The organism is Treponema sp. J25 (genome assembly GCF_004343725.1).
In the GTDB taxonomy this organism is placed as follows: Bacteria; Spirochaetota; Spirochaetia; order Treponematales; family Breznakiellaceae; genus J25.
In genome coordinates this window covers 1-25,786 of record NZ_PTQW01000028.1, presented here as the reverse complement: position 1 = coordinate 25,786, position 25,786 = coordinate 1, and the positions used below count along the sequence as shown (strand labels likewise).

The following is a 25,786-nucleotide window of genomic DNA, read 5'->3' as shown; positions in this document are numbered from 1 at the left end:
CGATAGGCCCGGTATTCTGGATAGTCCCCCCGCGAAATCCCATCTTTACAAAGTGAGGGAGATGATAATCTCGATGACTGAAGATAAGAATAGAGAACAATACCCCGAGCGTTAGTGGCAAGTTATACTCGCCGAATTAACGGAAACAAGGAAGATCCTGCGAAAGTTCTGCAAAAACTGGAACATTAAAAAACTAATGACCTTCCGCCGATCAAATAGCCTACATAGAGAAGCTGAATCCGAGTTTCAAGGAGCAGCATGTGGAGAGCACGGGGCCATTACTGTGTCAGGATACTTTTTCGTAGGGACCCTGAAGGGGGTTGGGCAGGTGTACCTGCATACCGTGGTGGGCACCTATGGGAGCTATGTCTTTGGCTTTTTGCACACGACCAAGCAACCGGAGGCTGCGGTGGCGGTGGTACATAACGAGGTGCTGCCTTTCTACCAGACCAACGGGCTCGCCGTCAAAGCGATTCTTACAGACAACAGCCGTGAGTACTGCGGGACAGAGGCCCACCCCTATGAACTGTATCTTGCCCTGAACGATATTGAACACCGTCGGACCCAGGTTCGCCATCCGCAGACAAATGGTTTTGTCGAACGCTTCAACTGCACCGTTCGGCTCTCTGGTGGCAGGAGTTTTTTAAGTACCATATCCCGAAACTGCGCACTATACCGAGCCATACGTCACCTCCTAAAACACATAATGTAGGTGACTTCTATTCTGGCAGAGCGCGGGGGCTGCGTTTTTAGGGAGATGACATTTTTTCTCCCATTGTTTTTTAACAATGCTGTAGCCGCTGCAATACTTAAAAAATATGCAAAAAATATTTTAAATCCTGTATATTCTTGCAAAAAACTCTTGTCAAAGTACGCGGGAATGGCTATCATGGATACACTACGGAGGATTCGTAACCATGGTGGTGGTACTCTCAAAAACCTGCTCTTCCCGGGATCGGGAGCGGATTCGCTCCTTCTTAAGTGAACGGGGTTTTTCTGTGCGGGAACAGGTTTTTGGGGATGATGATATTATCGGGGCCACGGGAAAAGGTCAGGTGGACCTCCGGGAACTTTCCCTGCTGCCGGGAGTAGAACGGGTGGCCCAGACCTCAAAGCCCTATGAACTGGCCTCCCGGGAAACCCATCCGGAAGATACGATTGTGACAGTGGGGCCCGTAACCATTGGGGGAAGCCGGATTACGGTGATCGCCGGTCCCTGCGCGGTGGAAAGTCGGGAGCAGATCCTGGAAACCGCCGCCCTGGTCCGCGAGTCGGGGGCGGTGATGCTCCGGGGTGGGGCCTACAAACCCCGGACAAGTCCCTACGCCTTTCAAGGTTTGGGAATGAAGGGCCTGGAATACATGCGGGAGGCCGGGGATGTGTACGGTATGCCCATCGTTACCGAGGTGGTGTCTCCCGAATTAGCGGTCCAAATGCAGGATCTGGTGGATATGTTCCAGATTGGGGCCCGGAACATGCAGAACTTTGAACTCCTTAAAAAAGTAGGATCCCTCGGAAAGCCGGTGCTCTTGAAGCGAGGCCCTTCGGCTACGATAGAAGAATGGCTCCTTTCGGCGGAGTATCTCCTTGCCTCAGGTACAAAGGATGTGATTCTCTGTGAGCGGGGTATCCGCACCTTTGAAACCTATACACGGAATACCCTGGATATTTCGGCTATCCCGGTGGTACGTAAATTATCGCACCTTCCCATTATTGTAGATCCCAGCCACGCCGTGGGAATCCGAGCCAAGGTAAGCCCCGTGGCCTTAGCGGCCATTGCGGCGGGGGCCAATGGTCTTACCATTGAGGTGCATCCCCGGCCCGAAGAGGCCCTCTCGGATGGACCCCAATCCCTTTATCCTGAACAGTTTGAAAAACTGATGCGGGATATCGAGGCCCTGGCGCCGGTGGTAGGGAAGGAGTTGCTCCGTACCCCCCTGCCGGCACCTCTATTGTCCCGGCGATGGGGTAAGGGATTTACTGCGGCAGGAGAGAAGGGGACTCCCCAAGAAGCCTCCTCGCGGGCGGAACCGCGGGAAGAAAAAGTTGGTCCCGCTTCCTTTGGGGCGGGAGAAAAGGAATCGGCCCTGCCGGTGGTGGCCTTTTCAGGGGAGAGTGGGGCCTTTGCGGAACAGGCTATTTTCCGCGCCTTTGGCGAAGATGTGCCCCGTCTGCCAGTGTCGTCCTTTCAGGCGGTGTTTAATGCGGTGCTGGATGGCTCAGCCCGCTATGGCATGGTGCCCGTAGAAAACAGCCTTGCCGGTTCGGTCCACGAAAACTACGACCTTTTTTTACGGTACCCTGATATCACCATGGTGGGGGAAATAAAGCTCCGGATTGTTCACTGTCTTATTGCTCATCCGGATGCCCGACTTGAAACGATTCGGATTGTTCGAAGCCATCCCCAGGGCTTTGCCCAGTGTCGGGATTTTCTGGAGCAACATCCTGAATGGACCCTGGAGCCCTGTAACGATACGGGAACTTCTGTGGCATCCCTGGCTCGGGAACAGCGGATCGATGTGGCGGCCATCGCGGGAGAGGCTGCAGCCCACATCTATGGGCTTAAAATCTTAAAAGAAGGGATAGAAACTAATCCCTTAAATTACACCCGGTTTATGATTATCGGTAAGAGGGGCGCCTGGAGCGAGACGGCGGTTCCTTCCCTGGCAGAGATAGCGGCCCTTATTCCTCCGAGCCTGGGTTCGGGATTGCCCAACAAGGCCTCATTAGTGTTTTCCACACCAAACGAACCGGGCTCCCTGTTCCAGTGCCTTAAGGTACTCAGTGAACGGGGAATCAATATGACAAAGCTAGAGTCCCGGCCTATTCCCGGGAAACCCTGGCGATATCTGTTTTATGTGGATGTCTCTATTCCGCAGGAAGAGGGGATCTTCGATGCGGCCATGGAAGACTTAAAGACGAAGACCGAGGACTTCCGGTTCCTCGGAGCATACCGGGCCTCTTTGTAGGCTCCTAGCGGGGGTAGGCATGAAACGGCACGTGGTGTCGGCCCTGGTGGAAAACCGCTCAGGTACCCTGAGTCGAGTGGCAGGGCTCTTTAGCCGTCGTGGTTTTAATATCGACGGCCTCACGGTGGGCGAAACCGATGATCCATCGGTGTCTCGCATGACCATCGCGGTGAGCGGGGACGAACAGATCCTCGATCAGATCGTGAAACAGCTGAGTAAGCTGGTGGATGTGATTTCCGTTCGGGAACTGGCGCCAGAGTCCTGTATCCGACGGGAACTGATGTTAGTAAAAGTTAAGGCCGATGAACACACCCGGCCGGCGGTTATCGAAATCGCCACTATTTTTAGAGCTCGAATTATAGATGTATCTCCCTCCACAATTACCCTCGAGGTAACCGGCGATTCTGACAAGCTGGAAGGCCTCCTTCTCCTCGTACGCCCCTACGGCATTCTAGAACTAGCCCGCACCGGTCTAGTAGCCCTGGAGCGTGGAAACCTAGTACTAAGCATTAGCATTTAAGGCACGGTATTTTCCTGTGGAACAGGGCCAGTAGATGGGCCGGTTGCTACGGGAGCTTCGAAACCGGAAATCGAAAAAAGTTCCGGTCAGGACTCCTTAAGCATCGGTTTCAGCAATACTGAAATCCCTGTGATGCCACTGAAAAGATGCCGGCCCTATCTCATATTACACACGAAAGGAGTAGTGTATGGCAGTATTGTACTATGAAAAGGATTGCGACCTAGGTGCCCTAAAGGGCAAGGTGGCGGCGGTGATTGGGTATGGATCTCAGGGACATGCCCATGCCCTTAATGCAAAAGACTCGGGACTTAACGTGATTGTGGGCCTGTACGAAGGTTCAAAATCCTGGAGCCGGGCCGAGCAGGCGGGATTCAAGGTGTATACCGCCCGGGAAGCGGCCGAAAAGGCGGACTTCATCATGATCCTTATTAATGATGAAAAACAGGCCAAACTGTACCAGGAATCCATCGCCCCGGCTCTGAAGCCTGGAAAAACCCTGGCCTTTGCCCACGGTTTTAACATCCACTTTGGCCAGATTGTCCCACCCAAGGATGTGAATGTGGTGATGATTGCCCCGAAGGGGCCGGGTCATACGGTTCGGGAACAGTACGTGGCTGGCGCCGGGGTGCCCTGCCTTGTGGCGGTGCACCAGGATGCCACCGGCGATGCCAAGCGGATTGCCCTGGCATGGGCCGCGGCCATTGGAGGCGCCCGGGCAGGGGTTCTGGAAACCACCTTTAAAGAAGAAACAGAAACGGACCTCTTTGGGGAACAGGCGGTTCTCTGTGGAGGTGTTTCGGCCCTCATGAAGGCGGGGTTTGAGGTCCTCGTGGAGGCAGGGTATCAACCGGAAAGTGCCTACTTTGAGTGTATGCATGAGATGAAGCTCATCATCGACCTGGTGAATCGGGGTGGGCTTTCGTTCATGCGCTACTCCATCTCGGACACCGCCGAATACGGGGACTATGTCACCGGTCCCAAGATTATCACCGAAGAAACAAAGAACACCATGCGGCAGGTTCTGAAGGATATCCAGAATGGAACCTTTGCCAAGAATTGGATCCTGGAAAACCAGACCAATCGACCCTTCTTTAACAAAATGCGGGAAATCGAAGCCCGCCACCCCATCGAAAAGGTGGGTAAGGAGCTCCGCTCTATGATGAGCTGGCTCCCCAAATCAGAAGTATAGCGAGGAGGTGCCCTATGGCCCGTACCATACAGATTTTTGACACAACCCTCCGGGATGGTGAACAGGCCCCCGGATGTAGTATGAATCTTCAGGAGAAGGTAGAAGTCGCCCGGCAACTCGAAAAGCTGGGGGTGGATGTGATGGAAGCAGGTTTCCCCGCGGCAAGTCCGGGTGACCTCGCGGCGGTGAAGGCCGTGGCTGGGGTAGTAAAAAACAGTGTTGTGGCCGGTTTATGCCGGGCCCTGGACAAGGATATTGATGCGGGATGGGAAGCCCTTGCAAAGGCCGCAGCTCCCCGGATTCATACGTTTATTGCCACTTCTCCGATTCATATGGAGTACAAACTTAAGATGTCCCCCGATCAGGTACTGGAACGGGCCGTAGCGGCGGTGCGATACGCAAAGCGGTATTGTTCGGATGTGGAATTTTCTGCCGAAGATGCCTCCCGGAGTGATCCAGACTTCTTGTGTAAGGTCTTTGCGGCGGTCATCGATGCGGGAGCCACGGTGGTGAATATCCCTGATACGGTGGGCTACGCCATTCCCGAAGAATTTGGCCGCCTGGTTCAATATGTAAAAGAACACACCCCCAATATCGATCGGGTAAAAGTCTCGGTCCATTGCCATAATGACCTCGGCCTTGCAGTGGCCAATAGCCTTGCTGCCCTGGTCCATGGGGCTGACCAGGTAGAGTGTACCATAAACGGCCTGGGCGAACGGGCAGGGAATGCCTCCCTGGAAGAAATCGTCATGGCCCTGCGGACCCGGAAAGATCTGTTTGATCTTACCTGTCGGGTAGATACCACTCAAATTTATGCCACCAGTCGCCTCGTATCCCAGGTAACCGGCGTCCGGGTTCAGCCGAATAAGGCCATTGTTGGGGAGAACGCCTTTGCCCATGAGGCGGGTATTCATCAACATGGGGTACTTGCCAATCGGGCTACCTACGAGATCATGACCCCCGAATCGATTGGTATTCCCCGGAACCGTATGGTGTTGGGTAAACATTCAGGGCGCCATGCCTTTGAGGAGCGCATAAAAGACCTGGGCTTTACCCTGGAACCCCAGGCCATAGAAGAGGCCTTCCAGCAGTTCAAAATACTGGCGGACAAGAAAAAGGTCGTCAGTGACCGGGATATAGAAGCCCTTATTGCGGGAACCACCGCCACGGTGCCGGAAACCTATCGGCTCGATCGGTGGGTGGTGAATTCCGGTTCTACCATGAGTGCCACCAGTACCATCCGGCTTGCCCATAAGGATGGAACCATCCATGAGTATGCCGCCGTAGGGGATGGACCCATCGATGCGGCCTTTAAGGCCATCGATCATATCATTGGGAAAGAACCGGATCTGGAGGCCTTTGAACTGGGGGCAGTCACCGGTGGAGAGGATGCCCAGGGAGAGGCCACGGTGAAGATCGCCTACGAGGGGCGGCGCTGGAACGGTCGGGGAATTTCGACGGACATCATCGAGGCGGCGATTAAGGCCTACATTGCGGCTATCAATGCCATGGAATGGGAACTCGCGGCAGTGGCCAACGGGAATGGAACAAAACGGGAGGTAAGCCAGGGTGTCTAAACAGGACCTTCAACGGACAGTAGAAATATTTGATACCACCCTCCGGGATGGGGCCCAGGGTGAGGGTATTGCCTTTTCGGTACAGGATAAACTTGCCGTTACGCAGGCCCTGGATGAACTGGGGGTTACCTGGATTGAAGCAGGGAATCCGGGGAGTAATCCCAAGGATATGGAGTTCTTTCGGATTGCCCGGAGCCTTTCGCTCCAGAACGCCCGGCTTTGTGCCTTTGGGGCTACCCGTAAAAAAGGCGTGACCCCCCAGGAAGACCCCAATGTACGGAGCCTTTTGCAGGCAGAAACGGATGCGGTGGTGCTGTTTGGGAAGAGCTGGGACCTCCATGTCACCGAGGTGCTCCGGGTAAGCCTAGAAGAAAACCTGGCCATGATCCGGGAGACCATCGATTTTTTTAAACAGCAGGGCAAGATCCTGATTTACGATGCGGAACACTATTTCGATGGCTGGCAGGCTAATCCTGAGTATGCCCTTCTTACTCTTAAAACAGCCCTGGAAGCCGGGGCGGATCGGCTGGTGCTCTGTGATACCAACGGCGGGAGTTTCCCCGATCGGATTCAGGAAGGGGTACGCCAGGTTATCAATCTGATTGAGGAAGTAGGGGGCCCGGCCTACAAAGAATTCTGTGCCGGTCCTGGCAAGGGACTCGCCGCAACAGAAGCGGCGGGGTACCTCGTGGGTATCCACTGCCATGACGATGCGGGAATGGCCACGGCTAATTCGGTGATGGCGGTAATGTCTGGGGCCCGCCACGTCCAGGGGACCCTGGTGGGCTTTGGGGAGCGCTGTGGCAATGCGGCCCTGGCGGCAATTATCCCCAGCCTAGAGATAAAACTTGGCTACCGGTGCCTCCCGGAGGGAAAACTCCCCCGAATTTCGGAGCTTACCCGCCGGGTAGCGGAGATTGCCAACGTGGCGGTCCCCGAAAGCATGCCCTATGTGGGGAGCCGGGCCTTTGCCCATAAGGCGGGGATGCATGCCGATGGGATCCTCAAGGTGCGCCGTTCCTTTGAACATGTGGATCCTGCCCTGGTAGGGAACGACCGGCGCTTCCTGATGAGCGAGGTAGGGGGCCGTTCAGCCATTGCCGAGCGGGCCAAACGGATCGATCCCAGCATCACCAAGGAACATCCGGTGACGGCGGCGGTGGCCGCCCGGCTTAAGGCCCTGGAAGCAGAGGGCTGGCAGTTTGAAGGGGCCGACGCAAGCTTTGAGCTGTTGGTGCGCCGGGAACTGGGAAAGTATAAGCCCCTCTTTTCTATAGAGAAATATCGGGTGGTAAGCGAACATCCCAGCGCGGATGCAACCACCTGCGCCAACGCCTGGGTAAAAGTCCAGGTTGATGGAACCATCGAAATCGCTGCCGCCGAGGGGGATGGTCCCGTGAATGCCCTGGACGGAGCCCTCCGGCGAGCCCTGGCCCGGTTCTACCCTGAACTGGGGCGGGTGCGGCTATCAGATTATAAGGTTCGGGTTATCGATGGCAAGGACGCCACTGCCGCCAAGGTGCGGGTCCTTATCGAGTCTACCGATGGCCAGGAAACCTGGACGACCGTTGGGGTCTCGGCGGACATTATCGAAGCAAGCCGCAGTGCCCTGGTGGATGCTATCGAATATAAGCTCATCCATGATATTGAGCGTCGCTTTAAGGCGTATTTGTAAGCTACTGAGGAGGAATAACGATGACCTATTCAATAGCCCTGGTACCGGGGGATGGCATTGGACCGGATGTAGTCCACCAGGCGGTGGAAGTCCTTGATGCGGTGGGAGACCGCTTTGGACACACCTTTAATTATGTAGAACTTTTAGCGGGCGGTTGTGCCATCGATGCCACGGGAGAGCCCTTACCGGCGGACACCCTGGAAGCGGCTAAATCCTGCGATGCGGTGCTTTTGGGGGCGGTTGGTGGCCCCAAATGGGAAACCCTGCCGGGACATCTCCGGCCTGAACGGGCCCTCTTGGGCCTACGGGCGGGGCTGGGGGTGTACGCCAACCTCAGGCCTGCCCGGCTTTTGCCTCAGCTCAAAGAGGCCTGCCCGATAAAGGAAGATGTTCTTACCGCAAGTCATCCCGAAGGAAAGGCCACCTTTGACCTCTTGATTGTGCGGGAACTGACGGGGGGCCTCTACTTTGGCGAGCGGGGGCGCAGCAGCGATGGCGAATCTGCCTTTGATACGGAAACCTATTCCAAAACAGAGATTGAACGGGTGCTGCGGGCGGGCTATCGGGCCGCGGCGGTACGGCGGAAGAAGCTCTGTGTGGTGGATAAGGCGAACGTCCTTGAATCGAGCCGGCTCTGGCGGGAAGTGGCCGCCAGAGTAGCCCCCGAGTATCCCGATATCGAAACCACCTACATGTATGTGGATAACTGTGCCATGCAGCTTGTTCGGGCGCCGGGGCAATTCGATGTGATTGTGACGAGCAATCTCTTTGGGGACATCCTTTCCGATGAGGCCAGCGTCCTTACCGGTTCTATCGGCATGCTTCCCTCCGCAAGCCTGGGAGACCCCGATACAAGTAACGTGAAAAATGGAAAACCCGTAACCATGGGACTCTACGAACCCATCCATGGTTCGGCGCCGGATATTGCCGGTCAGGATGTGGCCAATCCCCTTGCCACCATTTTATCGGCGGCGCTCCTCTTACGTTATTCCTTTGGGCTTGAGAAAGAGGCCCAGGCTATCGAAAAGGCGGTGGAGCTTACCCTGGATAGGGGATATCGAACGAAGGACATTGCCTCCAAAGGGGCAGGTTTAACAAAGGAGAAGATTGTGGGAACCGTTGCCATGGGCAAGGCGGTGCTGGAAGCCCTGGAAGCGGTTTCTGTGTAAAAACCGGCCCAGGCCGGCATACGAAGGAGAAGCACTATGAGAAGCGATTCCGTAAAGAAAGGGGTAGCCCGTGCGCCCCACCGGTCCCTGTTTAAATCCATGGGATTTATTGATGAAGAACTACAGCGGCCCCTCATCGGTGTAGCGGTAGCGCGGAGTGAAATCGTACCGGGCCACATTCATCTAGACAAGGTAGCCCGGGCGGTAGCCGATGGGATCCGTATGGCCGGGGGTGTACCTATCGAGTTCCCGGTTATCGGGGTCTGTGACGGAATCGCCATGGGCCACGAGGGGATGCGTTATTCCCTGGTTACCCGGGAACTCATTGCTGATTCGATTGAATGTATGGTAATGGCCCACGCCTTTGATGCGGTGGTGTACATCCCCAACTGCGACAAGATTGTACCGGGCATGCTCATGGCCGCGGCCCGGCTCAATATCCCCGCGGTCTTTGTGTCCGGTGGGCCCATGTTAGCGGGCCGCTCCTATGGCCCGGTACCCTCTGGAACAGCCACGACGTCAGCCCCTTCTGGTGGAAACGCGGGAGGACCTGAGGCCCAGGCCAATCCCGGACGGCCCGTAAGCCTTACCACGGTATTTGAGGCGGTGGGAGCCGTAGGGGCCGGCCGGATGAGCGAAGCGGAACTCCTGGAACTGGAAAATAATGCCTGCCCCGGCTGTGGGTCCTGCGCGGGTATGTTTACGGCCAACTCCATGAACTGTGTTACCGAAGCCTTGGGAATGGGACTCCCCGGCAACGGGACAATCCCCGCGGTGTACGCCGAACGCATCCGTCTTGCCAAGCAGGCGGGCATGCTGGTGATGAAGGTCCTTGAACAGAACCTGAAACCCCGGGACATCATGACAGAACAGGCCTTCCGCAACGCCCTGGCCCTGGATATGGCCCTGGGGTGTTCAACCAATACGGCCCTCCATCTGCCAGCCATTGCCCACGAAGCGGGGGTACGGCTTACCCTGGATATATTGAACGAGGTGAGTGCGGTAACCCCAAACCTCTGTCGACTTGCTCCGGCAAGCCAAACCCATATTGAAGACCTTTATGCGGCTGGTGGAGTACAGGCGGTTCTGAAGGAACTGGCGAAGAAAAACCTGATAGATACCTCTGCAAAGACCGTCTATGGTACCATCGCGGATGCGATTCGCACCGCCTATAATCGCAACCCCGCGGTGATTCGTCCCATAGAGAATCCCTATTCACCCACCGGTGGGCTTATGGCTCTGCGAGGCAACCTTGCCCCCGATGGGGCCATTGTTAAAAAGAGTGCGGTGGCCCCCCACATGATGCGCCATCGCGGGCCGGCCCGGGTTTTTGATTCGGAAGAAGCGGCCTTCGAGGCAATTATGGCGGGCAAAATTAAAGAAGGGGATGTGGTGGTAATCCGTTACGAAGGGCCCAAAGGCGGCCCCGGGATGAAGGAGATGCTTGCCCCAACTGCCGCCCTGGCTGGCCGGGGACTTGATGCATCGGTGGCCCTTATCACCGATGGTCGTTTCTCGGGGGCCACGAAGGGGGCCGCCATAGGACACGTATCGCCGGAAGCCGCCGAAGGGGGACTCATCGCCCTTATCCAGGAGGGGGATTCTATTCAGATTGATATTGAGGCGGGCCGGCTCGATCTCTTAGTGGATGAGGTGGAAATTGAACGGCGACGAAAGGAATGGAAGGCCCCGCCGCCAAAGGTGAACCATGGATACCTGGCTCGCTATGCCCGCCAGGTGAGTTCTGCGGCCCAGGGGGCCATATTCAAAGGAGAGTAGCCATGCAATACACAGGTGCCCGGATTTTAATAGAATCTTTGATAGAACAGGGGGTGGATACCGTCTTTGGGTATCCCGGCGGAGCTGTTCTTTTTATCTACGATGAACTGTACAAACATCGGGATCGGATCCGCCATGTGCTGACAAGCCATGAACAGCACGCGGCCCATGCGGCGGATGGGTATGCCCGCTCCACCGGTAAAGTGGGGGTCTGTATTGCTACCTCTGGGCCGGGGGCTACCAATCTGGTAACCGGCATTGCCACGGCCTACATGGATTCGGTTCCTATTGTGGCGATTACCGGCAACGTGGCCACCAATCTTTTGGGCAAAGATAGTTTCCAGGAGGTGGATATTGCGGGCATCACCATGCCCATTACCAAGCACAACTGGATTGTCAAGGATGTGCGGGACCTGGCCGAAGTGGTGCGGGAAGCCTTTATCGTGGCGGCCTCGGGGCGGCCCGGGCCAGTGTTAATCGATATCCCTAAGGACGTTACCGCCGCGGTCTGCGAGTGGACCCCCCGCTCTCAGCATGTTCCCGAAGAACACCAGAGCCCCGTTGCCCTGGCCCGGGCCGCCCGCCTCTCGGCACGGTCAAAGCGATCGACCTTTACCGAAGAAGACATAACGGCGGCGGTACAGCTTATTACCCAGGCGAAGCGGCCCTTTATCTATGCTGGCGGAGGGGTGCATATCGCCGATGCGGCCACAGAATTGCGGGCCTTTGTGGAACGGCTGAATGCACCGGTGGCCTTAAGCCTTATGGGAAAGGGGGCCATTCCCCACGATCATCCCCTGAATACGGGTATGATCGGCATGCACGGAAGCGTGGCCAGCAATAAGGCGATCCAGAAGGCAGACCTGGTTATCGCCATCGGGGCCCGCTTCTCCGATCGGGTGGTAAGCCGGGCCGATAAATTTGCCCCCTCTGCAAAAATTCTTCACATTGATATCGATCCTGCGGAAATCAACAAGAATATCCGTTCCGAGCAATGGATTATTGGGGACGTAAAGGTGGTGTTACAGAGTCTTCTAGAACAGTTACCTGAAAGAATGGAAAGTGACTGGAACGGGGATGTGGCGGAGCTCAAAAAGATAGTTCCCGAAGCCCATAGTCGACCTGTTCCGCTGCACCCACGGTTTATTATGGAAGAGGTTGCCCGTCGCCTGGGTCCCGAGGTTATCGTTGCCACCGATGTGGGTCAGCATCAAATGTGGGCGGCCCAATTCTATCCTATAAATAAATCCCGTTCTTTCCTTACCTCAGGGGGCCTTGGAACTATGGGGTGTGGCATGGGACTTGCACTGGGTGCGAAGCGGGCCCATCCGGATCGGTCGGTGGTCCTCTTTACGGGCGATGGGTCCTTCCGTATGAACTGTGGGGAACTTGCAACCAGTGCTAACTATCACTTACCTATCCTCATAGTGATTTTGAATAACCGGGTGTTAGGGATGGTGCGTCAGTGGCAAACCCTCTTTTATGATGAACGGTATGCCGAGACCACCCTGGATAGGCCACCGGACTTTGTGAAACTTGCCGAGGCGTATAGCGCCCATGGATACCGAGCAGAGGATGAAAAATCTTTTGTGGCAGCCCTGGAAAAGGCTCTCAAGAATATCAGTGATGGCCATACCGCCTTGATTGAAGCAATTATCGACATGGATGAACAGGTGCTCCCCATGGTGCCTGGTGGCAAGGCTATCGACGAACAAATCCTGTAAAAGAAGGTAAAATTGCAGAAGGCTCCGACAAAGGTCGGGGCCTTTTTTTTGTGATTATGATACGCTTTCTTCCGGTAAGTAACCCTGTCTTACGGCAGGCTGACCATAGGGAGAAAAATTTTCAAAAAAAGCGTATTAACTCCTATTCTTTCCGATAACAATAAACAATCTCTTGGTCCTCTTCTTTTAGCCCTTTGAGACGCCTTAGTTCTTCCAGGATTGCGGGATGGGTTATTTCGGTATAGGGGATGAGCCCCGATTGGGCCAGGCTTTTATTGATAACCAGTTGGTTCTTTTCTGCTAAGGCCTGGATGCGGCATGCCAGGTTTATCCCGTAGCCCACATAATCCCGATACTTAAGCTGGGAAGCTTCGGCGGAGATCTCGTATTTATACAGGGTTTCTGAAACGAGGGACCCTCCTAAGCCAAGCTGAGGATGTTCACAGAAAAGGTCGGTTTCAAGAAATTCCACGTAGGTGTCAAACACCATAAGGGCTTCCCGGATGGTGTCTTCGGTAGTTTCATCCCAGATGATGAGGGCCCCATCCCCCAGAAGTTTATAGTAAGAACAGCCATACCCAAACTGGTTCACACAGGAGAGAAAGTTAGAGGTAAATTCCTTAATAAGCTTGAATACCCGGCTTTCCTCATAATCCCGGAGAAAGCGGCTAAAATTACGAAGGTCGGTACAAAGAACCAGAGCCCTCGGCTTCATTTCATCCAGGTAATCATTATTGAAGATGTCCACGGGCATTTTCTTGAGCCCCTGGAGGGCGGAGTCATCAAGTTCTACATGAGGATTAATAGGAACAACCCGCGGCTGAGAGATATGGAGAACCTCGGCGATAATATCCTGAACCACCTTATCCGAAGGAAATGTACTCAGTTGTTGCCGATGCAGAATCTGGGGTGTTTCCTGTGAGGTTTCGGCAATGACCAGGGTCCCATCGTCTTCAAACATTAACATAAGCCGGTACTGTTTTTTTGTTTCCGGATCTTCTATACGCCATACAGAAGGATGCACTGTTATCATCATATCGGCTTTATTGTATCACAACTCCTCTTATTTAAGGGAGAGCCTATTGGTAAAAAACACAAAGGGCTCACCGAAAAAAGAAAAAAGTGATACTATGGGGGGTATGGAAACACAACTCTGGTTTTATGTGCTTATTCTGGTATATGGGGCCTTTAACGGTCTTTCCTTTGTGGTGGATGGGCTCAATCTGCGGTATCCTCGACCGGAGATTCCAAATACCTTTGAGGGCTTTATCGATAGGGAACAATATCACCGCCTTCTTTCCTATAATCGAGAAAAGGAATTGTTCCAGCTGGCAGAAGGTCTTGTGTCGTTCATCGTGCTGCTTTTGTTCTTACTGTTCCGAGGGCCCGGCTGGCTTGATGGCTGGATTACCACCCTGGCGGTTACTCCCTTCTGGCGGGGGCTCCTCTTTTTTGGAGTTCTCTACCTGTTTTCTTGGGTTCTGGGGCTTCCTTTTAAGGCCTATTTTGATTTTTCCATCGAAGCCCGCTATGGGTTTAATACCAAGCGATGGGGGACCTTCGTTGCCGATGAACTTAAGGGATTGTTACTAACCGCTCTTTTCGGGAGCCTTGTGTGGTATCTCTTTTATGTTACCTTTGAACATCTGGGCCCCCTCTTTCCTGTAGTTTTTGGTCTTGCCCTCTGGGCCCTGGTGTTACTCATTTCTTCTTTGTATACCACCCTGATTGTTCCACTTTTTAATAAGCTTAGTCCCCTCCCGGAGGGCCCCCTTACAGAAGCTATTACCGACCTGGCGACTAAGACGGACTTTCCCCTCGGTGGTATCTATGTGATGAATGCCTCTAAGCGAAGCCGTAAAAGCAATGCCTATTTTTCAGGACTTGGCCGTTTTAAAAAGATAGTTCTTTTTGACACCCTTCTTGAACAACATGATACAGAGGAAATTCTTTCCATTCTGGCCCACGAGATTGGTCACTATAAAAAAGGCCATGTCCGCCGGAATCTCTTTTTTTCAGGCCTTTCTATTTGTATTACCCTCACGGTGCTGTCGCTGGTACTTACTTCCGAATCCCTTTCCTTGGCCTTAGGGGCGACAGCCTATGGGGTTCACCTGAATTTGTTTGCCTTTTTTATCCTGTATACCCCTATCACGGTGGTGGAAAACCTTATCCTTCTTGCCATAAGCCGTCGTTTTGAGTATGAGGCCGATGCCTTTGCGGTCGCCCATACCGCGCCGTTGTGGTACAGCCGGGCGCTTAAAAAGCTCTTTGTGCAGAACCTCTCGGACCTTTATCCGCATCCCTGGTATGTGCTGTTTCATTATAGCCATCCGCCGGTGCTCCAGCGCCTTGCGGCGGTGGAAAAAGCCACAAAAAGCCACCCCTTTGAAGAAATAACAACTTGAAGGAATCACCATGCGTCCTATACAGGAACTTACGGATACCCAGGCCCGGGGAGTAAAATATGTTCTCATGGATATCGATGATACCCTTACCAAAGAGGGAAAGTTAGTGCCTGAGGCATATCGGGCCCTTTGGGACCTCCACAGTGCCGGTCTCCGGTGTATCCCCGTCACGGGCCGCCCCGCGGGGTGGTGCGACCTGATTGCCCGCCAGTGGCCGGTGGATGCGGTGGTGGGCGAGAACGGCGCCCTGGTATTCTGGGAGGAAGCCACCACAGGCGGTGAGGGCCTTCCGGTACTTAAGCAGTACTTCCATCCTCATGCGGTGCGGAACAGCGACCCCCGGTTAAAGGACATACTCACGGAAGTTCTTCAGATTGATGCACGGCTCAGGGTTGCCAAGGACCAGCCCTTCAGGCTCTTTGACATAGCCGTGGATTTTGCCGAAGAAGAGCCGGTTCTCCCTTTAGACACGGCGGTCCGGGTGGCGGAGCTTGCGAGGTCCCATGGCGCCCATGCCAAGGTTTCCTCAATCCATGTAAATATGTGGATGGGTAACTACGACAAGCTTTCTATGGCCCGGGATTTTCTGCGCGAACGGTTCGGCTGGGATCCGGCAGAGGGGAAGGAAGAGGTGATCTTTGTGGGAGACTCCCCCAACGACGAGCCCATGTTTGCCGCCTTTCCCCTTTCCTGCGCGGTGGCAAATATCAGAAACTATACCCATCTTATAAAACACGGGCCCGCCTTTGTGGCAAACCGGGACGGCGGCGACGGGTTTGCCGAAATCGCCGAACAGCTCCTTAGTCTCCGCCGTGGCAGTGGAAGTTCAACCGGCGGCAGTCCCATCAGAAACTCCATCGGCAATTCCGCTGGCACTGTCCATGAGGATTCCCGGGGAGGTCCTCGCAGGGAAGGGCTATGAAAAACACAGAAGGGGGAGAAAACCCACACCGGCCCCGCCGGCCCGCGTCAGAGAAAACCCGGTCCTGGAAGCTGCCCCTGGGGATGAAAATCCTGTACGAAGATGATGCTATCCTTGTGGTAGATAAGCCCGCAGGGCTCCTTTCGGTAGCCGCCGGCGGACAGCGGGACCGGACAGCCTACTGGATCCTGAATGAATACCTGCGCCGCCGGGGCAAGATGCAGCAGGTTGCGGTGGTCCACCGGCTCGACCGGGACACGTCGGGGGTCATGGTGTTCGCCAAATCGGCGGCAACAAAAAAGACCCTTATGGAACATTGGGATGAACTGGTGATTCGTCGTCAGTATGTGGCGGTGGTAGAAGGGGTTGTCCAGGGCGAAGAAGGAACTATCGACCTACCCCTTATGGAGGACCGCAACGGTCGAATGGTGGTAGCTCCGCCGGGGCGGGGGCTGCAGGCGGTGACCCACTGGAGAGTACTCCAGCGGGGACCTCGCAGGACGCTCCTTTCTCTGGAATTAGAAACAGGAAGGAAGAACCAGATTCGGGTGCACCTTGCGGCTATCGGCTATCCTGTGGTGGGAGACACAAAGTACGGAAATCGCCCTCAAGAGCAGACCCCTCGAAGGTCGGGCCTCGTTTCCGACCGTTACCCTGGGTCCCCCCAGGACATTCATCAGGATAACCGATATAGGAGAACAAAAGAGCCTGGGTATCGCCCGAGCCCTGGTAAGGAACGGCTCTTGCTCCACGCAGAGCTCCTTTCTTTTTATCATCCTGTAACCCATGCCCCCATGGAATTTTCTGTGCCACCCCCTGCAGAGTTCAGGCGGGCCCTGTTAAGGGAATATAAAGGTCCTCTGTTTTTGTGAGAGCCAAGAGTAAGAGGATGGGCGGGGCCACGGCGGATAGAAAACGGGTAGAAGAGAAGAAAACTCCCTCTCCCCTGAGGGCCCGCCGTGAAGCAAGGCCTCCCCTCTAATTAAGAAGATCCTCTACGGATGCCTGGCTTTCTTCCCTTTAGGAGTATCCCCTTTTTAGGTGCCTACCTAATCCTTCCACGGGAAAATAAAGCTTCGCAGAGAGCGGGTTCCCGTTTTTTCCCGTTCCTCTTCTAAAAGCTCATCCCAGGGGATCTTCTTGCGATCTGCCTCAGGGTGTGCTTCGAGCCAGTCGTACTTAAGAAGCCTGAGCCTCAGGGCTTCGTCCATAAAAAGAAGGATCCCCGCCGGCCCCGGGGCAAGAAAGGCAAGAAAGAAAGAAATCGCCAGGATTACTATGTTGTGGAGAAAAGAAAAAACGCAGAGCCCAGGATTGTCAAAAAAGATGATGAAGGATTTTTTGAGCCCCTTTAAAAGGCGCCGATCCAGCCGAGCCTGGATAGTCAGGAAGAACTGCAGGGCCAGAATCACCACCACCAGGGTCCAGAAAACGAGGGATGCGGCAAAAAGCCCCAACAGGTTTCCCATTTTTAAATAAAAAGGGATCGCCGTGGAACCGAGAAGCCAGACAAGTACCCCCAGCCCCGCGAAGGCAAGCCCGGGCACCACCGCATGGGGAATGGCGGCAAAGAACTCACTGAATCCAAAACTTTTGTAGTCCGAAATCTCTTTTACCACCATTGCCGTGGCCGCCAGGTAAATACAAAGCCAGAGGATGCCCCCCACCAGGAGCACCATTCCCAGAATCGGCATATGTTCCAGAAACATCGGAAGCGCAAAGGGAATGGCCGCAGAAAGGATAAAGCCCAGATTTACCAGCACCAGCCGAAAAAGGTTATCCCACAAATCGTAAAAAGTCTTCTTTAGTAAGAACCCTATCATGATGTGCAGTATAACCTGAACGCCCCTTTTGGTCGAGGGTTCCCAGGGAAACAGAAGTCTGATTTTAGCCCCTCGCCAACCCTAAGCTTTTTATGGTACCATGCTTCCCTAGACAGGGGTGGGCCGCATCCCGCGGTAAAAACCCCGCCCGATCCGGTAGGGTCGCATCCCGCGGCACCTAATTCGGACGGCATGATACAAGGAGTTGCTCATGGCAGAAGAATTGCAAGAGTACCAGGGACCTGCAACGATGGAAAAAATCACGTCCCTCGCCAAGCGACGTGGTTTTGTGTTTCAATCTTCCGAAATCTATGGCGGACAGAGTGGCGCCTGGGACTATGGACCCCTCGGCATCGAACTTAAGAACCGCATCCAGCGCTATTGGTGGAAAGAGATGACCCAGCTTCACGATGACATCGTGGGGCTCGATGCGGCGATCCTCATGCACCCCCGGGTATGGGAAGCCTCAGGGCACGTGGAAAATTTCACCGATCCCCTGGTGGATTGCAAAAAATGTAAGGCCCGTTTCCGGGCGGACCAGATCGATCCCGATAAGCTTGCAAAAAAGGAATGCCCCGAATGTGGCGGAGAACTCACCGACACCCGCAAGTTTAACCTGATGTTCAAAACCCACATTGGACCCGTGGAAGATACTTCCAGCGTCATTTACCTGCGGCCCGAAACCGCCCAGGGTATCTACGTAAACTATAAAAACATCATCCAGAGTAACCGGATGAAAATCCCCTTCGGCATTGCCCAGGTCGGTAAGGCCTTCCGCAACGAAATCGTCACCAAAAACTTTATTTTCCGGACCTGCGAATTCGAACAGATGGAAATGCAGTTCTTCGTAAAACCCGGGACGGACGAAGAATGGTTCCAGATTTGGCGGGAGCGGCGCTGGAAGTACTACGAAAAGATGGGCGTCAAGATGGACCACCTGCGCTGGCACCGCCATGGACCGGGAGAACTGGCCCACTACGCCAAGGACGCCTACGACATCGAGTACCTCTTCCCCATGGGCTGGAAAGAACTGGAAGGCATCCACAACCGCTCCGACTACGACCTTTCCCGCCACATGCAGTACAGCGGCAAGGACCTGAAGTACATCGACCAGGATAATAACAACGAACGCTACATCCCCTACATCATCGAAACCTCCGCGGGCCTTACCCGGAGCCTCCTCATGCTCCTCTGCGACGCCTATGACGAAGAAAAGGTGGCCGACAACGGCGACGCGGACGACATCCGGACGGTGCTCCGCTTCCACCCGAACCTGGCGCCCATCACCGTGGCAGTGCTCCCCCTTATGAAAAAAGACGGCCTGGCCGAACTGGCCCAGGAAATCCGCAATGAATTACGGGAGGATTTCGCCACCGACTACGACCAGTCCGGCGCCATCGGCCGCCGCTATCGCCGCCAGGACGAAGTAGGCACCCCCTTCTGCGTCACCATCGACTACCAGACCAAAGAAGACCAGACGGTGACCCTCCGTTTCCGGGACAGTATGGAGCAGGTGCGGGTCCGCCGCGCCGACCTTGTTCAGCGCATCAAAGAGGAAATAAAAAACTATAAGCGGATAAAGTAGGGGAGGGGGAAGGCCTTCCCCCTGGGCCGGGCCTCGGTCCCGGCCCACCCCCTTCTCCGGGGGCACCCTGATTGCAGCCTATTGCCCCCTCCCCATTTTGTCGCCCCCTCTTCCGCGGCCCCCGGCCCCCCCGGCCATCTATTCCATCGTTAGCTCTTATACCGCATTGTAAAAGAAAATCCTATAACGCTGATATTTCCCATTTTTACCTGCGCAGAAATTGTTACCCTATTAATTTGGAGTAAACGTAGTTTTTTACTAAAATCTCCCCCAATGATGGGAGCTATCATGAATTATCTATAGTAAGGCCCCCGAATTTCTAGGGAGGCGGGGGTCTTCCTTAAGATGAAGGCCTTTTATTTTTCCTAGGGTGTTTCTCTACAAAATAAAAGCGTTGCCCCTACACCACATTCACACCCCTCCGCTAAAACCCTAAAAATGAAGGCGCAGAATAATGGCCTGGTTGTAGTTTCCAAAACCTCGGCCAAAGATGTTGATGCCGCCAGGGTGAACCGCATCTTCTTTAACCCCAAGCCGGACCCGGATAGAGTGATGTTCTTTTAGGTGTAAGTCAGGGAGGGTTACAGAAGAAACCTGGACCCCATCGACAAAGGACCCCGCATCGGTCACAAGCCATTTCTTAAGGAGCCCATATTGGGACCCTTCGAGCTTCCACCATTCGGGGGTGAATTTTCCTCGCCGATCCCCAAAATCACCGGGGCTCGTCCAGGTGCCTACTTCTATCCCATTTATCCAGAGGGTAATGTCGGAAAGCCAGTTGGGGTTAGTACCGGGAGTCTCTGAAGAGAGCTCGGCGCTTACCTCGAGGGCCTTGAGGGGTTTATGGGTGTACAGGCTATTATTGGGAAACTGGTACTCTACAAAACCGGTTTCGAACCAGAGCAAACCTGCACTCATCCTGTCAGGATTAAGGAATGAATCCGGTACATCCAGGTAACCGATAATTCCCGTAGTAGAACAAAGCCCACAGGGGGCTGAAACCTGAAAATTGGTAAAAAGGCCAATCGGCATTTCTACTTCGATGGTATCCTCTGCAGGGGGCTCATCTCGAACGAGTTGGATGAGAATTTCGTCAAAGGCGGCGGAACACCGTTTTTGATTTCCTTTTTTTGCGCTTACAACTTCGGTATGGATGAGCCCAGCCCGTTCCAACACCGCTATATTGGTAGCCACGGTCGATTGGGGAAGTTGTAGTCGCTGGGCGATTTCATTCACGTTAAGGGTTTCCCGAACAAGAAGATTCAAGATATTTAAACGAATACTCGAACCCAGGGCTTCGATAATCTCCTGATCATCCCGGGTGTTCAGGATCAAAAATCGGTCATTGTGTTCCATTTTCATAGTATATCATAGATTTTGATATAATGAAAAGGGCTTGAAAGGCGAGAGGAATATTCGGATACTCTGAAATAAAATTTAATTCAGAAAAAAGGGCCTGGAAAGGGTCCCTAATTTTTTGTGCCACCTTTTTATTAAATCACATAAGAATATTGTATTATTTATATTGATATAGAACGATAAGTATGATTGACAATTAAAGAAGAGGGGTGTATAACTTTTATGATTTAGCGCCGCTGTATGACGGTACGACGCTATTGATGGTTAAAGGGGTACCTTAAATGGCTCAGCTTGTTATATCTACACACAAAAAAGGCCCTACTATAGCCCGGGAAATCTATGGCCATTTCTCAGAGCATTTGGGTCGTTGTATCTACGAGGGGTTGTGGGTTGGGGAAGATTCAGCTATCCCCAATATTCAGGGTTATCGAAAGGATGTGCTGGAGGCGCTTAAAAAAATTAAAATTCCGGTACTTCGCTGGCCGGGGGGCTGCTTTGCCGATGAATACCACTGGAAAGATGGTATAGGACCCTATGCAAACCGAAAACGGATGATAAACACCCACTGGGGTGGGGTGGTAGAGAATAACCATTTTGGTACCCATGAGTTTCTGGAACTCTGTGAACTCCTGGAATGTGAGCCCTATATTTGTGGAAATCTGGGGAGTGGCACCGTTCAGGAGATGTCCGAATGGGTAGAATATATCACCTTTGAAGGGGAGTCCCCGATGGCCAATTGGCGCCGTTCAAATGGCCGAGAAAAGCCCTGGAGACTTCCCTATTTTGGGGTGGGTAATGAAAACTGGGGATGTGGTGGCAATATGCGCGCCGAATACTATGCAGACCTCTATCGACGTTACCAAACCTACGTTCGACAGTATGGGCCCAACCCCATTTACAAAATAGCCTGTGGACCGGCGGGAGACGATTATCACTGGACAGAGGTATTGATGCGGGAAGCGGGCCGTTTTATGCAGGGCCTTTCCCTTCATTATTATACCGTACCGGGAGGTTGGGCTAAGAAGAACTCGGCCACCCAATTCTCTGAAGATGACTGGTACGAAACCATGCAAAAGGCCCTCTACATGGAACAACTGGTCCAGCGACACAGTACCATCATGGATCGGTATGATCCAGAGGGGAAAGTAGGTCTTATTGTAGACGAATGGGGCACCTGGTATGAGGTGGAACCAGGAACTAATCCGGGCTTCTTGTATCAACAAAACACGCTCCGGGATGCCCTGGTTGCGGCAATTCATCTCAATATTTTTAACAACCACGCAGGACGGGTAAAGATGGCCAACATTGCCCAGTTGGTGAACGTCCTTCAGGCCCCACTGCTTACCGAAGGGGCAAAACTCGTAAAAACGCCTACCTATCATGTGTTCGACATGTATCAGGTGCACCAGGGAGCCACCTTGCTTGATAGTTACGTGGAAGGCCCGGTACTTGAATGGAATGGAGAGAAGGTCCCGGCCCTCACGGTTTCCGCTTCCCAGCAGAACGATGGGACTATCCATATCACGGTGGCGAATCTCCACGCAAAAGAGGCTGTACCGCTTACGATCGCCCTGGAGAGCTCTCCGCTTCGGCTTTGTACGGGGACCATCCTTACGGCGCCATCTCTTCAGGCCCATAACACCTTCCAGCAACCCAATGCGGTGGTTCCCACTGAATACAAGGATATACGGTTTTCCGGGAATAGTCTGACGGTTTCTTTGCCCGCCCATTCGGTGGTGCTTCTGAAGGTAGAGGTCGAATGAAATGAGGGATCCCCTCTGTCCATCCTGCGAAAAAACGGGGATGTCAAAAGAGGAGCGGGATGCCCTGGTAAGACAAAGCCGTTCCCTATTGTCGCCGTCTGAATGCTGCTCCGAAAAGGCATATTCCGGGCGACTTAGGGTATGCAACTCCTGCGAGGGGCTTCTTCCTTCTGAAACCTGTGGATATTGTGGCTGTTTTGTGCATATTCGGGCGCTTAAGAAAGACGCTTCCTGTCCCTATCCGGGAGAAAATAAATGGTCTGGGCTTTTTTAGGGCGGTTTTCTTTTCTGTTTACTGATTCCCCCTTTCTCTGGTAAGGTGGGGTTAAGGAGGATGTATCATGCCACTAACCTTTGATATGAGCTTTGAAGCCCTGCAGAAGTATCAGGGTATAAACCCAAAACCGGCCGATTTTGATCACTACTGGACCAGGGCCTTGCAGGAACTTGCGGCTACCAACCCAAATCCCGAACTTAAGCCCGCTTCTCTAAAAGCTCCCCACGGCCTGGGAACAGAACCGGATTTTGCAGAATATTATGACCTCTGGTTTACCGGTGTGGGCGGAGCCCGACTGTATGCTAAACTGGTAAAACCGGTGGGGACCGCCCTGCTTCGTCGGCAGGGGGCAAACAAAAAGGGCCCCGCCATCGTTCAGTTCCATGGTTACTCAGGGAGCAGCGGGGACTGGCAATCTCGCCTCGGGCTTGCAGCGGCGGGCTTTACTGTAGCGGCCCTCGATTGTCGGGGCCAGGGGGGCTTATCAGAAGATGTAGGGGGAGTTCGCGGAAATACACTCAGTGGCCATATTGTGCGGGGGCTTACCGATGCCCTGGAAGGAAGGCCTGAAAAACTGTATTACCGGTCCCAATTTCTTGATACGGTGCAGCTGGTGCGGGTGGTCATGGCATTGGAATGGGTGGATGCGGATCGTATCGGGGTCACCGGCTGGAGCCAGGGAGGCGGTTTAACCCTTGCCTGCGCCGCCCTGGAACCCCGGATCGCCCGGGCTGCGCCGGTATATCCCTTCCTGACGGATTACCAGCGGGTATGGCAGATGGATTTAGCGAAGGATGCCTACCAGGAACTGCGGGACTGGTTCCGGCGTTTTGATCCCTGCCATGAAAAAGAACAGGCCGTATTTACTTCCCTTGGGTATATTGATGTGCAGCACCTTGCCCCGCGTATTAAAGCAGAGGTCCTTATGGGAACAGGTCTGATGGACACCATTTGTCCGCCTTCTACCCAGTATGCGGCGTATAACAAGATAAAAAGTAAAAAACAGGTGGTCCTTTACCCCGATTTTGGTCACGAGGACCTTCCTGGACTTCACGATCGCATTTTGGAATTCATGCTGGGGCTCTAAAGATTTCCTCCAGCTATATAAAAACAGTTAAAAAATTGCCGGGGATCTTCCCCGGCAGCGTAAAAGAAAAGATTTTCCTAAGGGAGGGCTCTATCCATGAATCTTACTATCTTTGCTGATAAAAAACAGGGGATACTACATCCGTTTTGGTTTAGTTGTGTAGGTAGTTGTCATGCGGCTACGGCCCTCCGGGCAGATTGGCGGGCCCAGTTAAAAAAGTGCCGAGAAGAACTGGGCTTTACCTATGTTCGTTTCCACGGACTCTTAAACGATGATATGAGTGTCTGTCTCCGCACCGAAGAGGGAACCTTTGAATATTCGTTTTTCAACATCGATTCTATCTTTGATTTTTTGCTGAGCATAGGCATGAAGCCCTTTGTAGAGCTGAGTTTTATGCCAAGCGCCCTGGCTTCCGGTTCTACCACGGTCTTTCATTATAAAGGGAATATCACTCCCCCCCGTTCGTATGAAGAATGGGGGCACCTTATAAAGGCCCTGGCCCAACATCTGGTTGAACGCTATGGACAAGAAGAGGTTCGGACCTGGTTTTTCGAGGTCTGGAACGAACCAAACCTGGATATGTTCTGGACCGGTACGCAGGAAGACTATTTTAAGCTCTATGAATATGCGGCCCGGGCAATAAAAGAGGTGGATAGTCAACTTAAGGTGGGAGGGCCTGCTACCGCCATTGACGCCTGGGTGCCTGAATTAAAAGCCTTTTGCGCAACCAAAAATGTGCCCCTCGATTTTATTTCCACCCATCATTATCCTACCGATTTGGCCTTTAGTCTGGGGACCAATATGGAAGAGCGCATGGCCAAAGCACAACGGGGAGAGCTGGCCTGGCGGGCCAAAAAGGTAGTGGAAGATGCGACGCCCCTGACGGTGTATTATACCGAATGGAATAATTCGCCCAGTCCTCGGGATTACTACCATGACATTCCCTATAATGCGGCTTTTATTGTAAAGACCCTGATAGACATAATGGATTTACCCCTGGGCTGTTATTCTTTCTGGACTTTTTCCGATATCTTCGAAGAGTGTGGTTTCAGTTCTTTGCCCTTCCATGGTGGTTTTGGCCTGTTGACTATTCATGGGATCCCCAAGCCCTCCTATAGGGCCTTTCAGTTCCTTTCTCGGCTTGGGAAAATCCGGCTTTGGGGGGAAGTGCAGAGTCCCAGTTCCACCGTTGATTGGGTGGCGACAAAAAACGAGGAAGGTTTGATGATCCTTCTTACAAATCATCAGATTCCCCTTTCTCCCATCGAATCAGAAAAAGTTGTTATCACTATAAAAGGAGTTCAAAAAATAGAAAAAATCCTTGTAGAACGGATCGATGAAAACCATGGGAATCCTCGGAAAACATGGGAAGCCATGGGGAAACCCGTGTATCTCACCGATGAACAAGTGCAAACCCTTATAAATGCTTCGACGCTATCCCAAGAATCTATTTCATGGCAGGAAAATAAGGGTGATCTTACTTTTAAAGTGACCTTACCACCCCATTCGGTGGTGGCTATTTCGTTGCGGATAAAAAAATAGTAGTTTATCTGTTTTTCTACCCCTCGGGGGTAAAGAATTTTTCCTCTTGTTTTCCATCATATTACTTAATATAGCCCTAATTTACCCCCTAATTTTCTAGGGGGTTTTATGTTTTTTGTTCTGATATACTACATTTTTTATGATAAAAAAACTTGCCAGATTTAAATTCTCCGGTGTATAATTGAGGGAAACCAGGGAAGAATAATATGTAGCGAATAAATTGATAGAAAAATGGTTTTGTATCATCAGGTAGTAATCCTCGCGAAGAAGGCGGGATACTATATAAAGAGACTTTTAAGGAGGATATGTATGAAACGAAGTGCAGGGCAGCGCTGGCGATTAGGGCTGGTGCTGGTGGGTATGGGCCTGGTACTCCTGTTGGGGTGCCAGCCGAAAGGGAAGGGGGGCCAGGCTGCGG

Annotated in this window: 19 protein-coding genes and 1 pseudogene; 17 read left to right on the top strand and 3 right to left on the bottom strand. The window is 53.3% G+C overall.

Annotated elements, in window-relative coordinates:
- Positions 1-203 precede the first annotated feature (203 nt).
- The 9 genes and pseudogenes from C5O22_RS08865 to ilvB all read left to right on the top strand — a co-directional run.
- Positions 204-619, top strand: a pseudogene (locus C5O22_RS08865) (DDE-type integrase/transposase/recombinase); the annotation flags it as partial.
- Positions 620-917: 298 nt separating this feature from the next.
- Complete coding sequence (gene aroF / locus C5O22_RS08860; protein WP_132781022.1) at positions 918-2,969, top strand: 3-deoxy-7-phosphoheptulonate synthase; 2,052 nt, start codon at positions 918-920, stop codon at positions 2,967-2,969.
- Between the two features lie 19 nt (positions 2,970-2,988).
- Positions 2,989-3,489: an acetolactate synthase small subunit gene (gene ilvN / locus C5O22_RS08855; RefSeq protein ID WP_132781020.1), complete on the top strand. Its 501-nt coding sequence runs from the start codon at positions 2,989-2,991 to the stop codon at positions 3,487-3,489.
- A gap of 187 nt (positions 3,490-3,676) precedes the next feature.
- Positions 3,677-4,678 (top strand): ketol-acid reductoisomerase, encoded by a 1,002-nt coding sequence (gene ilvC, locus C5O22_RS08850; protein ID WP_132781018.1) that lies wholly within the window; start codon positions 3,677-3,679, stop codon positions 4,676-4,678.
- 14 nt (positions 4,679-4,692) lie between these two features.
- Complete coding sequence (locus tag C5O22_RS08845; RefSeq protein WP_132781016.1) at positions 4,693-6,255, top strand: 2-isopropylmalate synthase; 1,563 nt, start codon at positions 4,693-4,695, stop codon at positions 6,253-6,255.
- The gene (cimA, locus tag C5O22_RS08840; protein ID WP_132781014.1) at positions 6,248-7,930 is read left to right on the top strand and encodes a citramalate synthase; all 1,683 of its coding nucleotides are present in this window, start codon (positions 6,248-6,250) and stop codon (positions 7,928-7,930) included. Before C5O22_RS08845 ends, cimA begins: the two co-directional genes overlap by 8 nt.
- Positions 7,931-7,950: 20 nt before the next feature.
- Positions 7,951-9,099 (top strand): 3-isopropylmalate dehydrogenase, encoded by a 1,149-nt coding sequence (gene leuB / locus C5O22_RS08835; RefSeq protein ID WP_132781012.1) that lies wholly within the window; start codon positions 7,951-7,953, stop codon positions 9,097-9,099.
- Between the two features lie 36 nt (positions 9,100-9,135).
- Entirely contained in the window at positions 9,136-10,878 is a 1,743-nt protein-coding gene (ilvD, locus tag C5O22_RS08830; RefSeq protein ID WP_132781011.1) for a dihydroxy-acid dehydratase, read from the top strand.
- 2 nt (positions 10,879-10,880) lie between these two features.
- Positions 10,881-12,602, top strand: coding sequence for a biosynthetic-type acetolactate synthase large subunit (gene ilvB, locus C5O22_RS08825; RefSeq protein WP_132781009.1), 1,722 nt, complete (start codon positions 10,881-10,883; stop codon positions 12,600-12,602).
- A gap of 142 nt (positions 12,603-12,744) precedes the next feature.
- Here ilvB and C5O22_RS08820 read toward each other — a convergent pair whose 3' ends face one another.
- The gene (locus C5O22_RS08820) at positions 12,745-13,638 is read right to left on the bottom strand and encodes a hypothetical protein (RefSeq protein ID WP_243692917.1); all 894 of its coding nucleotides are present in this window, start codon (positions 13,636-13,638) and stop codon (positions 12,745-12,747) included.
- A 103-nt stretch (positions 13,639-13,741) separates the two neighbouring features.
- On the opposite strand from C5O22_RS08820, the gene C5O22_RS08815 reads away from it, so the two are divergent.
- Genes C5O22_RS08815 through C5O22_RS08805 form a run of 3 tightly spaced genes read left to right on the top strand, consistent with a single transcriptional unit; the run spans position 13,742 to position 16,804 of the window.
- A complete protein-coding gene (locus C5O22_RS08815; protein WP_165910469.1) occupies positions 13,742-15,010 on the top strand; it encodes a M48 family metallopeptidase in 1,269 nt (422 codons plus the stop codon).
- Positions 15,011-15,020: 10 nt separating this feature from the next.
- Entirely contained in the window at positions 15,021-15,932 is a 912-nt protein-coding gene (locus tag C5O22_RS08810) for an HAD-IIB family hydrolase (RefSeq protein ID WP_132781005.1), read from the top strand.
- A complete protein-coding gene (locus tag C5O22_RS08805) occupies positions 15,929-16,804 on the top strand; it encodes an RluA family pseudouridine synthase (protein ID WP_243692916.1) in 876 nt (291 codons plus the stop codon). Before C5O22_RS08810 ends, C5O22_RS08805 begins: the two co-directional genes overlap by 4 nt.
- A gap of 177 nt (positions 16,805-16,981) precedes the next feature.
- Here the strand turns inward: C5O22_RS08805 and C5O22_RS08800 are convergent, their stop codons facing one another.
- Positions 16,982-17,755 (bottom strand): hypothetical protein, encoded by a 774-nt coding sequence (locus C5O22_RS08800; RefSeq protein ID WP_132781003.1) that lies wholly within the window; start codon positions 17,753-17,755, stop codon positions 16,982-16,984.
- A 211-nt stretch (positions 17,756-17,966) separates the two neighbouring features.
- Here C5O22_RS08800 and C5O22_RS08795 point away from each other — a divergent pair, with 211 nt between their 5' ends.
- Positions 17,967-19,340 (top strand): glycine--tRNA ligase, encoded by a 1,374-nt coding sequence (locus tag C5O22_RS08795; RefSeq protein WP_207895370.1) that lies wholly within the window; start codon positions 17,967-17,969, stop codon positions 19,338-19,340.
- Positions 19,341-19,772: 432 nt separating this feature from the next.
- On the opposite strand, the gene C5O22_RS08790 is transcribed toward C5O22_RS08795, so the two are convergent.
- Positions 19,773-20,696, bottom strand: coding sequence for an ArsR/SmtB family transcription factor (locus tag C5O22_RS08790; protein WP_132781001.1), 924 nt, complete (start codon positions 20,694-20,696; stop codon positions 19,773-19,775).
- Positions 20,697-20,980: 284 nt separating this feature from the next.
- Between C5O22_RS08790 and C5O22_RS08785 the strand changes: the two genes are divergently transcribed.
- From C5O22_RS08785 to C5O22_RS08775, 4 genes are all read left to right on the top strand, one after another.
- The gene (locus tag C5O22_RS08785; protein WP_132780999.1) at positions 20,981-22,462 is read left to right on the top strand and encodes an alpha-N-arabinofuranosidase; all 1,482 of its coding nucleotides are present in this window, start codon (positions 20,981-20,983) and stop codon (positions 22,460-22,462) included.
- 1 nt (position 22,463) lies between these two features.
- A complete protein-coding gene (locus C5O22_RS13815; protein WP_486389496.1) occupies positions 22,464-22,736 on the top strand; it encodes a DUF6171 family protein in 273 nt (90 codons plus the stop codon).
- A 67-nt stretch (positions 22,737-22,803) separates the two neighbouring features.
- Complete coding sequence (locus C5O22_RS08780; RefSeq protein WP_132780998.1) at positions 22,804-23,826, top strand: acetylxylan esterase; 1,023 nt, start codon at positions 22,804-22,806, stop codon at positions 23,824-23,826.
- A gap of 96 nt (positions 23,827-23,922) precedes the next feature.
- Positions 23,923-25,368 carry a GH39 family glycosyl hydrolase gene (locus C5O22_RS08775; protein WP_132780996.1) on the top strand — a complete coding sequence of 482 codons (1,446 nt, stop codon included), beginning with the start codon at positions 23,923-23,925 and terminating at the stop codon, positions 25,366-25,368.
- Positions 25,369-25,786: the final 418 nt, after the last annotated feature.

What these genes read in the sequence shown, in the direction of transcription:
- leuB (WP_132781012.1), top strand. Translation starts at nt 7,951, where the DNA reads ATGACCTATTCAATAGCCCTGGTACCGGGGGATGGCATTGGACCGGAT.
- C5O22_RS08805 (WP_243692916.1), top strand. Translation starts at nt 15,929, where the DNA reads ATGAAAAACACAGAAGGGGGAGAAAACCCACACCGGCCCCGCCGGCCC.
- C5O22_RS13815 (WP_486389496.1), top strand. Translation starts at nt 22,464, where the DNA reads ATGAGGGATCCCCTCTGTCCATCCTGCGAAAAAACGGGGATGTCAAAA.
- C5O22_RS08845 (WP_132781016.1), top strand. Translation starts at nt 4,693, where the DNA reads ATGGCCCGTACCATACAGATTTTTGACACAACCCTCCGGGATGGTGAA.
- C5O22_RS08790 (WP_132781001.1), bottom strand. Translation starts at nt 20,696, where the DNA reads ATGGAACACAATGACCGATTTTTGATCCTGAACACCCGGGATGATCAG.
- C5O22_RS08785 (WP_132780999.1), top strand. Translation starts at nt 20,981, where the DNA reads ATGGCTCAGCTTGTTATATCTACACACAAAAAAGGCCCTACTATAGCC.
- ilvC (WP_132781018.1), top strand. Translation starts at nt 3,677, where the DNA reads ATGGCAGTATTGTACTATGAAAAGGATTGCGACCTAGGTGCCCTAAAG.
- C5O22_RS08810 (WP_132781005.1), top strand. Translation starts at nt 15,021, where the DNA reads ATGCGTCCTATACAGGAACTTACGGATACCCAGGCCCGGGGAGTAAAA.
- aroF (WP_132781022.1), top strand. Translation starts at nt 918, where the DNA reads ATGGTGGTGGTACTCTCAAAAACCTGCTCTTCCCGGGATCGGGAGCGG.
- ilvD (WP_132781011.1), top strand. Translation starts at nt 9,136, where the DNA reads ATGAGAAGCGATTCCGTAAAGAAAGGGGTAGCCCGTGCGCCCCACCGG.
- C5O22_RS08820 (WP_243692917.1), bottom strand. Translation starts at nt 13,638, where the DNA reads ATGATGATAACAGTGCATCCTTCTGTATGGCGTATAGAAGATCCGGAA.
- C5O22_RS08815 (WP_165910469.1), top strand. Translation starts at nt 13,742, where the DNA reads ATGGAAACACAACTCTGGTTTTATGTGCTTATTCTGGTATATGGGGCC.
- C5O22_RS08800 (WP_132781003.1), bottom strand. Translation starts at nt 17,755, where the DNA reads ATGATAGGGTTCTTACTAAAGAAGACTTTTTACGATTTGTGGGATAAC.
- C5O22_RS08795 (WP_207895370.1), top strand. Translation starts at nt 17,967, where the DNA reads ATGGCAGAAGAATTGCAAGAGTACCAGGGACCTGCAACGATGGAAAAA.
- ilvN (WP_132781020.1), top strand. Translation starts at nt 2,989, where the DNA reads ATGAAACGGCACGTGGTGTCGGCCCTGGTGGAAAACCGCTCAGGTACC.
- C5O22_RS08780 (WP_132780998.1), top strand. Translation starts at nt 22,804, where the DNA reads ATGCCACTAACCTTTGATATGAGCTTTGAAGCCCTGCAGAAGTATCAG.
- ilvB (WP_132781009.1), top strand. Translation starts at nt 10,881, where the DNA reads ATGCAATACACAGGTGCCCGGATTTTAATAGAATCTTTGATAGAACAG.
- C5O22_RS08775 (WP_132780996.1), top strand. Translation starts at nt 23,923, where the DNA reads ATGAATCTTACTATCTTTGCTGATAAAAAACAGGGGATACTACATCCG.